This is a genomic window from Nostoc sp. CALU 546, assembly GCF_048836525.1.
The window spans coordinates 47,896-60,809 of record NZ_JAWJTF010000016.1 but is presented as its reverse complement, the minus strand read 5'-3'; the positions used below and the strand labels follow the sequence as shown (position 1 = coordinate 60,809).

Annotated in this window: 12 protein-coding genes; 7 read left to right on the top strand and 5 right to left on the bottom strand. The window is 41.0% G+C overall.

The window, feature by feature from the left end; genetic code table 11:
- Positions 1-27: 27 nt before the first annotated feature.
- Positions 28-1,116: a Gfo/Idh/MocA family protein gene (locus tag RRG12_RS10755; protein WP_420759264.1), complete on the top strand. Its 1,089-nt coding sequence runs from the start codon at positions 28-30 to the stop codon at positions 1,114-1,116.
- Positions 1,117-1,163: 47 nt separating this feature from the next.
- On the opposite strand, the gene RRG12_RS10750 is transcribed toward RRG12_RS10755, so the two are convergent.
- Positions 1,164-3,281, bottom strand: a complete 2,118-nt coding sequence (locus tag RRG12_RS10750; protein ID WP_420759263.1) for an ATP-binding protein — start codon at positions 3,279-3,281, stop codon at positions 1,164-1,166.
- Positions 3,282-3,575: 294 nt separating this feature from the next.
- On the opposite strand from RRG12_RS10750, the gene RRG12_RS10745 reads away from it, so the two are divergent.
- The 3 genes from RRG12_RS10745 (at position 3,576) to RRG12_RS10735 (ending at position 6,104) form a co-directional block, all read left to right on the top strand.
- Positions 3,576-4,316, top strand: a complete 741-nt coding sequence (locus RRG12_RS10745; RefSeq protein WP_420759262.1) for a RibD family protein — start codon at positions 3,576-3,578, stop codon at positions 4,314-4,316.
- A 134-nt stretch (positions 4,317-4,450) separates the two neighbouring features.
- Entirely contained in the window at positions 4,451-5,632 is a 1,182-nt protein-coding gene (locus RRG12_RS10740; RefSeq protein ID WP_420759261.1) for a GNAT family N-acetyltransferase, read from the top strand.
- 88 nt (positions 5,633-5,720) lie between these two features.
- Complete coding sequence (locus RRG12_RS10735; RefSeq protein ID WP_069069266.1) at positions 5,721-6,104, top strand: DUF4346 domain-containing protein; 384 nt, start codon at positions 5,721-5,723, stop codon at positions 6,102-6,104.
- Between the two features lie 81 nt (positions 6,105-6,185).
- Here RRG12_RS10735 and psb32 read toward each other — a convergent pair whose 3' ends face one another.
- Positions 6,186-6,923: a photosystem II repair protein Psb32 gene (gene psb32, locus RRG12_RS10730; RefSeq protein ID WP_420759260.1), complete on the bottom strand. Its 738-nt coding sequence runs from the start codon at positions 6,921-6,923 to the stop codon at positions 6,186-6,188.
- 403 nt (positions 6,924-7,326) lie between these two features.
- On the opposite strand from psb32, the gene surE reads away from it, so the two are divergent.
- From surE to RRG12_RS10715, 3 genes are all read left to right on the top strand, one after another.
- The gene (surE, locus tag RRG12_RS10725) at positions 7,327-8,007 is read left to right on the top strand and encodes a 5'/3'-nucleotidase SurE (RefSeq protein WP_069069268.1); all 681 of its coding nucleotides are present in this window, start codon (positions 7,327-7,329) and stop codon (positions 8,005-8,007) included.
- Positions 8,008-8,218: 211 nt separating this feature from the next.
- Positions 8,219-8,878, top strand: a complete 660-nt coding sequence (locus tag RRG12_RS10720; protein WP_420759259.1) for a PAP/fibrillin family protein — start codon at positions 8,219-8,221, stop codon at positions 8,876-8,878.
- Positions 8,879-8,947: 69 nt separating this feature from the next.
- Positions 8,948-9,688, top strand: coding sequence for an MGMT family protein (locus tag RRG12_RS10715; RefSeq protein ID WP_256090868.1), 741 nt, complete (start codon positions 8,948-8,950; stop codon positions 9,686-9,688).
- A gap of 176 nt (positions 9,689-9,864) precedes the next feature.
- On the opposite strand, the gene RRG12_RS10710 is transcribed toward RRG12_RS10715, so the two are convergent.
- The 3 genes from RRG12_RS10710 to RRG12_RS10700 all read right to left on the bottom strand — a co-directional run.
- Positions 9,865-10,524, bottom strand: a complete 660-nt coding sequence (locus tag RRG12_RS10710) for a hypothetical protein (protein ID WP_256090869.1) — start codon at positions 10,522-10,524, stop codon at positions 9,865-9,867.
- 475 nt (positions 10,525-10,999) lie between these two features.
- Positions 11,000-11,341 (bottom strand): hypothetical protein, encoded by a 342-nt coding sequence (locus tag RRG12_RS10705; RefSeq protein WP_420759258.1) that lies wholly within the window; start codon positions 11,339-11,341, stop codon positions 11,000-11,002.
- A partial coding sequence (locus tag RRG12_RS10700; RefSeq protein ID WP_420759257.1) for an Ig-like domain-containing protein occupies positions 11,319-12,914 on the bottom strand: 1,596 nt, incomplete at its 5' end. The genes RRG12_RS10700 and RRG12_RS10705, both read right to left, overlap by 23 nt.

Genomic DNA, 12,914 nt, shown 5'->3' with positions numbered 1-12,914 from the left:
TGACCAATGACAAGTGACAAATAACTAATGACAAACCAAATTAAAATTGCTGTCATCGGAGTTGGGCGTTGGGGAGTGCATCTGCTGCGAAATTTCTTAGCACATCCCGAAGTAAATGTAGTTGCTGTAGTAGATCCTCATCCAGAACGATTAGCGGCGGTAAAGCAGCAGTTTAATTTAGATGAAAATGTATTATTAACAACTCAATGGCAAGATTTAAAGAAAGTGCCAGGATTGACAGGTGTGGCGATCGCAACTCCGGCTACCACCCACTATGCTTTAATTAAAGATGCTCTCCAAAACGGATACCATGTTTTAGCTGAAAAACCGCTAACTCTCGACCCCGCAGAATGTCGGGAACTTTGCCAGTTAGCAGAGCAGCATCGTTTGATACTCATGGTTGACCACACTTATTTATTTCACCCAGCAGTTGAGCAAGGGCAAACTGTAGTACAAGCGGGTAAATTAGGTGATTTACGCTACGGCTACGCGACGCGCACCCATTTAGGGCCTGTCCGGCAAGATGTTGATGCATTATGGGATTTAGCTATTCACGATATCGCTATCTTTAACGCTTGGCTAGGTCAGATTCCTGTGAAAGTACAAGCAACGGGTACGGTGTGGCTACAGGGAGCAGGGGAGCAGGGGAGCAGGGGAGCAGGGGAGAAGAAAGATATAAATTCTCCTCTGCCTCAAGGTTTGGCTGATCTAGTATGGGTAACACTGACATACCCAGATGGCTTTCAAGCTTATATTCATTTGTGTTGGTTAAATCCTGATAAGCAGCGACGGCTGGGGATTGTAGGTAGCCTTGGTAGCTTGATTTTTGATGAGATGTTGCGATCATCACCTCTAACCCTGCTACATGGGGAGTTTGAACAACAGGGTAATCAATTTATTCCTGTGAATCAAAAGCAGGTGGTGCTGGAGTTAGAATCAGGGGAACCATTGGGGCGAGTTTGCGATCGCTTTGTTGTCTCTATCCTTAACAATACTCCCTCAGAGGTTTCGTCTGGCTGGGTAGGCACTGAGTTAGTAGAAATTCTTGCTGCTTTAACAGTATCTCTTGAGCAAGGCGGCCAAGCTGTTTTTATTGACAAGTCTTCTCAACCTTAATCGTCTGGAAAATTCAAATTTCTTTTTAAATTACAATCTACCAATGACTATATTTTAGAAGTCCAATTTGCATAAACTTCTGCTTTGGGAAGAGTTACCAAGAGAGTTTGCTGCGGCGAAAGACTAATCTCGTAAGTCTCGTTTCCAAGTAGTAACTGGAACTTTGAGGGTTTCTCTTTGTCTACACCTGCTTTTACAGATTTGTTAATCTTCAAAGAGGGACTTCTCCCAGACTCTTGTAAGCTAGGGTAGTGGCTTGCTTTTGCCCCCTCATTCCCACGGGAAAATCCAATATCCCCGACATTTTCTTCTTTCTTGGGAACAGGTAACAAGGAGATATCAATCAAGGGTAAAGTAATTTTCAGTGTCGTACCTTGATGAAGTCCCGTACTTTCAAGAGTAATCCTGCCTCCCATAAGTTCGATTAAGTTTCGTGAAATTGCTAGTCCCAGTCCAGTGCCTTCAAACTGGCGGCTGGTTGTGCCATTCACCATCACAAATGGGCGAAATAGTTTGTGCTGTTGAGTGGGATCAATTCCTATACCTGTATCTTTAACTATTACCACCACATTGCTAGATTGAATTTCTGTAGTAATAGTGATGCTTCCTGTGTCGGTAAACTTAGTGGCGTTGCCGATCACATTAATCAATACCTGCTTTAGTTTTGCTGCGTCTGCCTTAATTGGTATTACTTGAGGATCTAACTCGCATTTTAATTGCAAGCCCTTTTGTTGAACATTAACTGATTGTAAATTAATCACCTCTAACAATATTTGTCGGAGGTCAAGAGGTGTAGTGGTTACAGAAAGTTTACCTGCTTCTATTTTAGAAATGTCGAGCAAATCATTAATAATATTTAGCAAATGAATCGTTGTTTCATCGGCACGTTTGAGGAAGTCCATTTCTTCTTCGCGGCTATCACATAAGCCATCTTTAACCACGCGAATGCAGCTAATAATAGTATGTAATGGATTCCTCAATTCATGAGAAGTCGTAGCCAAAAACTGGCTTTTAATCTGGTTTGCGCTTTTTGCTTCTTTCCAAGCTATTTCTAGTTCTTCTGCCCCAGCTTTGAGCCGTTCTACCATTTGGTTTAATGCTTGGGCTAGTTGGTTGAATTCCCGGATTTGAAAATTCTGCGGAACTGGTTGTGCGGCATGGTGAGAGTGAATATTGAGAGCGTAGTCTCGCAATTCTTCTACAGGACGTGCCAAGTAAGGAGCTAAATATAAGGATGCTAATAAACTTGCACCAATTAAACCGACTGTCAAAACGATGAGAATTAGTTTGATTTCCTCTAAACCAAAAAGTGCATTATCGACGCTAGTAACAGCTAAGACTATCCATTTTTGCTGCTGTTGTTGAGTAAGTGGATTTGCAATAACTGTATAGCCAGCTAATAATTCTTGACCATCTGTAAAAGACAAATTTATTGGCTCATTTTGTCCGGCAATGGCATTTTTAATTACGTTCTTTAATTGAGAAAAATTCGGATGCTGATTGATGTTAGTTCCCACCCAGCCTGTTAATGGATGCGCCAAAAACGTCCCATCTTCAGCAATCACTATCGTAGCGCCTGTGAGCGATCCCGGCGGATTAAAGGTCTGTTGGTACAATGCAGACTGAATACTTAAACTGTAAACTGAACTTCTGCGGCTCTCAGAGATTGGTGCAGATAACACTACTTGCAGTTGATTTTGTGTGTTTCTTTTACCAGTCATTCCTGTCTTTGACGGGAAGATTGTTTTGACATCAATTCCGTCACTAGGTAAAGGTAATCTCAATTCTCCAATTGCTTGATCCCCACAACTACTAGCAATTATTTTCTGGTTTAGCAGATCCGTTAATTGGATACACTCAACACTTGCTGGAAGTTGTTGCTTTAACTGGGTGAGAATTTCTTGCTCTTGTATGGGTGAACCCGATGGAATTACTGTTGTTTTACTTACAGTCAACAAATGAGCTTTTAAGAGAGCGATCGCATCTTCAATTCTCTGTCCTTTACTGGTGGCGCTTTGTGTTAAATTTTGACGTGCAGTTCCCAATATGCTAGAACGTGCCTTATTCAAGGCAACAATCTCACCTATCAATAAAACTGGAACGAATAGCAGCAATATTCTCGTTACTAAAATTCGACGAAAGGAAGATTGGCGGGAATTAGTCATCAAGTGTCTCACTTTGCATCCGCAAACCACAACAGCAAAGATATGTAATGAAACGAGCTAGATGAGACATTTTATTAAATTATCAGAATTTTATTTTCAATGTTTAAAAATAACAAATTGCTATAATTTAAAAAGAAACGTAGTATACCAAAACTCATATATGGCAGATGTAAAAGCGATTTGTATTGCATATAAATACAGTGGTAAAATCGGGAAATATTACCTTGCGAGCATAGATTTTTTTGAGAATCTATACACTAACAAAGAGAATATTCAAACTATCAAATCAATCTAATGTTGCAACATCGTCCTCATACTACAGTTGTTTTAGCAATGAGTGCGGATGGCAAAATAGCAGATTTTAAGCGATCGCCTGCCCGGTTTGGCTCAAGGGTTGATAAAGCACACTTAGAAAAACAAATCGCTGCCGCTGATGCCGTTTTATTCGGTGCTGGTACTCTCCGGGCCTACGGAACAACACTTACTGTATCAGATCCAACTTTAGTAGAACTTCGGGCACAAGAAGGGAAACTTCCGCAGCCAGTTCATATAGTGACTACACACTTTGCAAACCTCAATCCGGAAATTAACTTTTTTAAGCAACCAGTTAGACGCTGGCTACTCACGACAACAGCGGGATCACTTTCATGGAAAGAACGCTTAGAGACATTTCACTCAACTCTAGGAACCAGAGCACAAGAGTGCCCTCTAGAATTTGAGCAGATTCTAGTTTTTGAAACACCAACACGAGAAATTGACATTCCCGCAGCTTTAAAACATCTAGCCAATATACATATAACACGCTTGGTAGTTTTAGGTGGAGGTGAATTAGTCGCTTCCTTACTGCAATTAGATTTAATTGATGAATTATGGCTGACTGTCTGTCCGCTGATTTTAGGTGGTAATACCGCACCAACACCTGTAGAAGGGAAAGGATTTTTACCCGATTTAGCTCCCAAGTTGCAGCTTCTAGAAGTTCATACCGTTGAGCAAGAAGTCTTTTTGCACTATCGCCTACAACGACCAGCAGATTAGATTACGCTAAGTTAAGTTATTTATTGGGCAATTCAATTTTGGATTTTGGATTTTAGATTTTGGATTAAATTTCAATCTAAAATCCAAAATCTAAAATCTAAAATTCTTACACCCCCACTCCCCAATCCCCTAATATGGTGGAACAAATTAAGCCTCGCTATTCTGTCGTTTGGACGAACAAAATCGCTGAAGTACCCCAAAATGCCTGGAATGCTTTGGCAATGCCACTCAAAACGCCGTTTTTAGAATGGGAGTGGCTAAACAATCTCGAAACTTCCCAGAGTGCTACGGCTAAAGCTGGTTGGTTGCCGAATCACTTGACATTGTGGCGAGATAGAACGCTGATTGCTGCTGCGCCACTTTATCTTAAAGGACATAGTTCTGGTGAATTTGTTTTCGATCACCAATGGGCAGAGTTAGCCGATCGCATCGGAGTTCAATATTACCCAAAATTGCTGGGAATGACACCGTTTACTCCTGCTGAAGGTTATCGGTTTCTAATCGCCCCAGGAGAAGATGAGGATGAAATCACTGCGATTATGGTGCATGAAATTGACACTTTTTGCACCAAAAATCGAATTTCTGGGTGTCATTTTCTCTACGTTGATCCCCAATGGCGTCCGATGCTGGAACGACATGGCTTTACAACTTGGCTGCACCACAGCTACGTCTGGGAAAATGCTGGCTTTAAAACTTTTGATGACTACTTGAAGGTGTTTAACGCCAATCAGCGCCGCAATATCAAGCGGGAACGCAAAGCTGTGGAGAAAGCAGGTTTACGATTACAACCGTTGACTGGTGATCAAATTCCTCAGTCTTTATTTCCCTTGATGCACCAATTCTATGCTGACACCTGTGATAAGTTTGGCTGGTGGGGTAGCAAGTATCTGACACAGCGCTTTTTTGAGCAGCTATATACCGATTATCGCCATCGAGTCTTGTTTATTGCTGCATATAGCGAACAAGATAACTCTTATCCTTTAGGAATGTCCTTTTGTTTGTTTAAAGATGACAAACTCTATGGACGCTATTGGGGGAGTTTTCAAGAAATAGATTGCTTACATTTTGATGCTTGCTATTATGCGCCAATTGAGTGGGCGATCGCTAACGGCATCCAAATCTTTGATCCTGGCGCAGGTGGACGCCATAAAAAACGCCGCGGTTTCCCAGCTATGCCCAATCACAGTCTGCACAGATTTTACAATAATCGTTTAGGACAAATTATCCGTCCCTATATTAAGGAAGTGAATCAACTCGAACAGCAGCAGATTGAGGACATTAATGCAGAGTTGCCATTTAGTAACCGAGATTCTTAATATTTGCCAAGGTAGAGGGTGAACGACGAATTACACTTGATATAGAGTATAAAACCCTCAAGAAAGAAAATTTCTTTTTATAATACTTATGGATTTAATAGTTGAAAATTTGGTCGCAATTGATGATAAACTTTCCCAGCGTCATATTGACCTTGATCCCGGTGGATATTTCATTATTTACTTGGATCGAGACGCAAGGTTAATCTATGCCAAGCATTTTACAAATATAATTGACGATCGCGGTTTAGCTGTCGATCCCGAAACGGGAAAGGTAATTCCGGCGCGAGAAAAGGTAGAACGAACTCATACGACAGTTTTTAGCGCCAGGACGGCTAAAGAACTTTGCGTGAAAATTTTTGAAGAAACTCAGCCCTCTCCAGTAACTCAATTAAATCATGCAGCTTATTTGGGTCGAGAATTCGTTCGGGCTGAGGTGGCTTTAGTTACAGAACAAGAGTATGTTCAGGATTAAGCCAATTTTAGATTTTTAATTTTGGATTTTGGATTGAAGGAAAATCTAAAATCTAAAATCTAAAATTGAATGATTCTCCCATTACCCATCAGATGATGGCTGATTTATCTGATAAATATAGTAAGTCGCCATTGGGATAACGGTGGCGGCAATTAACAATCCTACTACCCAAGCAGTAGCGTTACCTTGGTCGGTTTCTTCTGCTTTCTTGAAAGTGCCTCCAACCTGGACATTATCAATTATTTTGGGTGGCCCTGGATCAGCTTTGCCAGAGAGAACGGCGACAAGGCGATCGCTCGCATCTAGAAATGCCTGATTGTATTTGTTACCATTGCGTAACGGCACACTTACTGTTTCAGTAGCTACGCTCTCGGCAATAGAGTCTGTGAGTAAAGGCTTGACTTGATCCCCAGAAATAATGGCAGTACCATTGGTAACCGTATCAATAATCAATAAGGTTTGATTAGCTTGGGCTTCTTTAGTAGGAAACCATTTTTTAAACAGTTCTTTGCTGAAGCTTTCTGGTGTTTCGCCATAATCGAGGCGGCGAACAGTAACAATTCTAACTTCCTTATCTGTTTGCTTTGCCAAATCCTCGAAAGCACTGCTAATTTTGCCTTCATTCAGACGGCTGATGACTTCAGCTTGATCTAAAACCCAGGTGTCATTCCCTGCTTTGAGATTGGGTATTTGATACACACCTGTCGCTAAAGCAGGTGTGGCAAACAGCGAGGCTGCTAAAATAACCATCACCAAAGGTAGAATTAGCCGGATGAGGTGTTTTTGACTGCTAAATAGTTGTTTGAGGAGCTGTTTCATTGTGTGATCCCTAAGACAGACTTGCACCCAAAATACTACAGAACCACTGCAAAAATCACCTCGTTCCTGGTTTTCTCAAATATTAAATTTCTGCTATTGCTAGTAGATATAGATTGTACGGGATTTTTTGATTGCACAAACTTGTGATTAGGGCGGTTACAAGCATTAACTTGACGCTAACACTTTCGCTAGTGACAAGAAATACCGCCCATTTTGGGGATTAACCCAAATACTGAGGGCGGAATTTGCAAACCATCTAGAAATCATATCGTATGATCAATATTTTTGGCAGAATCAAGCATATTTTTTCATATCTGCAAGTAGCTTTTGCTGTTATATCCTTTGATGGATGATATCTGCATTTTTCTGATAATTTAGCTAAATTTATATCAATAATATATACATGACCATAATTTTAACTAACGACGACGGCATTGATGCCCCCGGTATCCGAGCGCTGCTGAAAGCTGTAAACGGCAAAAATACTATTATCGCTGCTCCTGCTGATCACCAGTCTGGCTGTGGACATCAAGTTACTACTACTCGTGCCATCAACCTCCAGCGACGTTCTGAGACTGAGTATGCGATCGCAGGTACTCCCGCTGATTGTGTGAGAATTGCAATTACACAAATTACCGCAGATGTCAAATTTGTCCTTTCAGGTATTAACGCTGGGGGTAACTTGGGAGTCGATGCTTATATTTCTGGCACAGTTGCGGCTGTACGGGAAGCTGCAATGCACGGCATACCGGGAATTGCTATTTCTCACTATCGCAAAGCCAAGCAGGATTTTGATTGGGATCTAGCTGCCAAATTCACAGCTGAAGTTTTAGTGGACTTGCTCAAGCGTCCCCTAGAACTAGGAAGCTTTTGGAATGTGAACTTACCGCATCTGCAACCAGGAGAAGCAGATCCTAATGTGGTGTTTTGCCAAGCTTGTACCAAACCTTTGCCTGTGAACTATCGAATTGAAGGCGATAATTTTTATTATGTAGGGGAATATGGCAAACGCGATCGCACTCCTGGTAGTGATGTAGATGTATGTTTTTCCGGTAATATCGCCGTAACTCAGTTAAGGGTTTGACATTCTAGTTAGGCTTAATTTCAGGGGTATTTGGACATTGGGGAGAGCTATGACTAAGTAATCAGACAGAATTAATTACACAATTTTTTTCCTGTAACCTGTAACCTGTAACCTGTTCCCTATCTCCACCAATGAATTTAATTGTGTCCGACTACTTATGTTTGTGCGATCGCGATCAAAATTTTCAAAGATTTGAAATCTGGTAAAGCCATTGAACAATCAACTTTCAATTAAGGAAAAATTACAAGCCACGCTTGAGAAGATTCAAATAAAAAGCGATGGCTCTCCCATTACCGATTTGCAGCTAGATAAAACCTTAGCCGCAGAAATTGAACAATTGACGACGGAACTAGAGAGCGTCAATCCCAATCTCCATCCTCTTCTCTACGCTACTTCTTTGCTAGAGGGAACTTGGCAACTGCAATACTCCACAGCTAGAGAAATCCGTTCTTTAGTTTCTCTCCCATTCGGATTAAAGCTGGGTAAAGTTTATCAAGTGATTGATGTTGCAAATAAATTGTTTTTCAATCTAGCTCAAGTTAAACATCCTCTGGGGATAGTATCGGGATATGTCAAAGTGACAGCTAGCTTTGAACCAGCCAAAGAAGATTTCGAGCCTCTACCGAACAAACGTATCAACGTCTATTTTGACAAACGTTACCTATCGATTGAGAAGATTTTTGGCATTAATACGCCTCAACTCAATCCATTTAAGGTTGTCCCAGCTAATAATCCTACTAGTAGAACTCCCACACTGGATATTACTTATTTAGATGAAAGCTTAAGAATTGGACGGGGAGGAGATGGCAGTTTATTCATTCTTCATAAATCCGATGATTTACCTGAATTCACCTCCTCAACTTCAAATTGATCGCGCCACCGAATGAATATGGCTCTCTCAATAACGCATCTTTTCAGTAAGGTAAAATCAGGTTCTACAATGGTAGAGCTTAAAACATTAAATTTAAAGGTAGGTCATGGTATAGAAGGAGATATTAATGCTGATCCTATAAGTCCCAGGCAAATTTTAATTGTTAGGAATGAAGATATTTTAGACTTATCAATTCAGCCAGGAGAATTGCGAGAAAATATTGTGGTTACAGGGATAGAATTTGATAATTTTATCCCTGGATCTCTATTAACCTTTGAAAGTGGTGCGGCAATTCGTCTAACTTTTCACTGCGAACCTTGTAAGCGAATAGCCCACTTGGTAGAATCATTAAAAAGCATCCAATATAAAAGAGGAATTTTAGGCGTAGTTATTAAATCAGGTAAAATCCAAGTTGGTAGTAATTTTCAGCTTGAAACTAATGAATTTCCTGCATTATCTGAAAATCCATATCAACGATTCCTAAATTTTATCATCAAAATCCCAAGTGGAAAAGTAGTTACATATAAACAGATAATCAAAGGGATGGGAGTAGATAATAGTTATCTAAGAGCTATTCCTACCTACCTGAAAAAAACCTCGGCTACTGATTATCCGGTACATAGAATATTAGACTCTAAAGGCTATTTGATAACTTATGTTAATCAACAAAAAAATCAGTTAGAGGCTGAAGGAATTAAGGTTTTATCTGAGACAGATGCATTGGGAAACTTAAACAAAAATTTTGTAGATATTAAAGATTATCTATGGGAAGATTACACTCTATATTTAGAATATAGAACTCATATTTGATTTCTGAAAAAACTCAGTACAACTAAGAAGTCTTCTTGACTGTTGCCTGTTGCCTATTCCCTATTGCCTGCCTACACAAATTAGTTCAGAAATCAAAGCGGATTTCTATAGTACTTTTGTTTTCATGATATTTGTGATATGACCTGGTATTTTTGCAGGGAAAATGCTTAATTTCATCAAGATAACCCCTGATTTTTGATTTGTTTAGATGTAGCTTCCATAAAGTCAATAAAAACTTTTATGAGCTTATGAATTCCCTCGCTACCTCCTGCAATTAAACCTCCTGTCAGTAATGCATCTAAACAACGAAAAATAATTATTTGGATTGAATTATCTAAATCAATAACTACAAGTGGTTCAATTGAGCGAATACCTATTGCACTCATTAAAAGACCGAATAAAAGGGATGTCCATAGGGCAATTATTCGTGTATCAGATTTATAGGCTGCTCTTTGGCGCTCTTTTTCATTTATATCATCAATTTGTGGCTTGAATATTTTTAATGAGTCTTGTTGATTTTGGGTAAAATTTTGAATTATTTGCTGTTCTAGACTCATTCCTTCAGGCGGTAATCCACTGATTTGATTTGATTCTAAAGAAGAAAACTGTTTCTGTTGGGATTCCATCAGTCTTATTTTCTCCGAGACTAGAGTCTTTTCTTGCCGAATACTAATATCTAATTGCTCGATAAATGAACCGCGCCAAGTAGTTAGAAAAACTTCTAATGAACGTTCTAATAATAAAGAAATAAATAGTTGCAATGAGAGTAGTTGGACAATATCATTAAGCCCAAATGGTTTTAAAACAAATGGTTTAGATGATAACCAAGTTGACAAAGTTACTACTAGAAAACTAATAATAATTAATACAATAAATAGAGGGGAGTCTGGAGAAAGCTTTAGCAACGTATCTATACTCCTGTTTCGCGTCACAATATTTAGTACAGCCTGGAGGTGAGAACTACACCTGCTGAGTAACTTAACAACGTTAATTTGATAGAACAGTAAATAATTTGTGACTCCACACTTTTTTTCAGGAGTGTGATATAGCCCCACTGTGAGAGCGATGTCTTTAACGGGCTACGCCTACGTACCTTGGTGGTAGCAGGAAGCATTCCAAAAGTAAACACTAGGCTTCAAATGCACGGTGCAAAGTGGCGATCGCATTTCCTCCCTGTTTTCCTCTCGAAAAGGTGCGCTAGAGCAAGCAGCAACCATAGCGCCAACTAAAAACCCCTCCAAGGTAGAAGGGGATAAAAAAGGAATGATTGTTCAATATTTTTACTCACCTTGAAAGGGCTAATCCTAAAGATTAGACAATTACAAAATCAGAAACAGTTAGGGTAGTGGTATTAATTTCCGTCAGTGTTGCCAAGGTTTCATGGGTAGAAGTCACTAGAATATTGTCACCATAAAAACTCAGTTTATCGAAGGTTAAGCCACCAGATAATCCAATCAAATCAGTAGACTTTCTAAAGTCAGTAATTATGTCAGTACCTTCTCCAAAGGAAAGTATAAATTTATCTGAGCCATTGCCGCCAGTGATAGTATCATTGCCCTTACCACCTGTAAGGATATCATTGCCATTGCCGCCAGCGATAGTATCATTGCCCTTACCACCTGTAAGTATATCATTGCCNAGCGATAGTATCATTGCCGTCCCCGCCAGAGATAGTATCATTGCCATTACCGCCAGCGATAGTATCATTGCCATCACCGCCAGAGATGGTATTATTGCCATTGCCGCTAGTGATAGTATCATTGCCATTACCACCAGAGATAGTATCATTGCCATTCACGCCAGCGATCGCGTCATCCCCTGGAGTGCCAGAGATATTATCGTTTTGCCTAGTGCCAGTGATGTTAGCACCAATTGCGATCGCAACTGTAGCAGTACTACTCAAGCTACCATCGCTAATAGTGTAGTGGAACTGGGCATTGCCACTCACTCCATTTAATGGGGTAAAAACAATAAAATCATCTACCGAATTCCCCGGAGTACCGTTATCGTTCAATATAACAGTACCGTTGGTCGCACCACTTACAGCAGTAATGCTGAGGTTGATAGTATCAATATCGGTATCATTAGCCAGCAAAGTACTAGCAAGGATAGTACTAGTAGTATTAAAACCACTAGTCAGACTATCATTGATGGCAATGGGTGCATCGTTGACAGACTTGACATTGAGATTAAAAGTACCCGTAGCGCTAGCGCCATTAACATCACTGACAGTAAAGTTGAAGCTGTCAGTACCGTTGAAGTTGGCATTGGGAGTATAGATGAAGAAATCGTCACTAAGGTTATCTGGAGTAGTGTTGTCGTTGAGTGTTAGGGTGCCGTTAGTGGGGTTAGTGAAGTCACTGATGTTGAAGACATCATTTTCTGGATCTGCATATCTACTTAGAACGTTTTTAGCAAGGATTGTCACGGCAGTATCTTCGTTGGTGTTAGCCGCAGTGGCAAAGCCAAAGACCACGTAGCTCTCCCCGGCCTGGGCAAAAATCTGACCGTTGGGGGTGGCACGAGATGCTCCGATAATCAGGTCATCAATGCCATCGCCGTTAATATCTCCCGCATTGCTAACCGAACTGCCTGACAAGTCAAATTGATCAATACCGTTAATTACAAAGCCGTTGCTGCCATCGAGGTCAGAAAGGTTAAGACTAGCTCCAAAGCCACTGCTGCTGCCAAACACCACGTAGCTCTCCCCGGCACCCTGCTGACCGTTGTTGGGCGAGGCTCTTCTTGCCCCGATAATCAGGTCGTCGAAGCCATCGCCGTTAATGTCCCCCGCATTGCTGACAGATGTGCCTGATTCGTCACCCGCATCAATGCCGTTAATCACAAAGCCGTTGCTGCCATCGAGGTCAGAAAGATTGAGACTGGCTCCAAACCCACTGCCGCTACCAAACACCACGTAGCTCTCCCCGGCGCTATACTGACCGTTGAGGTCGGCACTAGGTGCCCCGATAATCAGGTCGTCGAAGCCATCGCCGTTAATGTCACCCGCACTGCTGACAGATCTGCCTGAGTAGTCACCCCTATCAATGCCGTTAATTACAAAGCCGTTGCTGCCATCGAGGTCAGAAAGGTTGAAACTGGCTCCAAAGCCACTGCTGCTGCCAAACACCACGTAGCTCTCTCCGGCACGCTGCTGACCGGCACTAAGTGCCCCGATAATCAGGTCGTCGAAGCCATCGCCGTTAATGTCCCCCGCACTGCTGTA

What these genes read in the sequence shown, in the direction of transcription:
- RRG12_RS10755 (WP_420759264.1), top strand. Translation starts at nt 28, where the DNA reads ATGACAAACCAAATTAAAATTGCTGTCATCGGAGTTGGGCGTTGGGGA.
- RRG12_RS10750 (WP_420759263.1), bottom strand. Translation starts at nt 3,281, where the DNA reads ATGACTAATTCCCGCCAATCTTCCTTTCGTCGAATTTTAGTAACGAGA.
- RRG12_RS10745 (WP_420759262.1), top strand. Translation starts at nt 3,576, where the DNA reads ATGTTGCAACATCGTCCTCATACTACAGTTGTTTTAGCAATGAGTGCG.
- RRG12_RS10740 (WP_420759261.1), top strand. Translation starts at nt 4,451, where the DNA reads ATGGTGGAACAAATTAAGCCTCGCTATTCTGTCGTTTGGACGAACAAA.
- RRG12_RS10735 (WP_069069266.1), top strand. Translation starts at nt 5,721, where the DNA reads ATGGATTTAATAGTTGAAAATTTGGTCGCAATTGATGATAAACTTTCC.
- psb32 (WP_420759260.1), bottom strand. Translation starts at nt 6,923, where the DNA reads ATGAAACAGCTCCTCAAACAACTATTTAGCAGTCAAAAACACCTCATC.
- surE (WP_069069268.1), top strand. Translation starts at nt 7,327, where the DNA reads ATGACCATAATTTTAACTAACGACGACGGCATTGATGCCCCCGGTATC.
- RRG12_RS10715 (WP_256090868.1), top strand. Translation starts at nt 8,948, where the DNA reads ATGGTAGAGCTTAAAACATTAAATTTAAAGGTAGGTCATGGTATAGAA.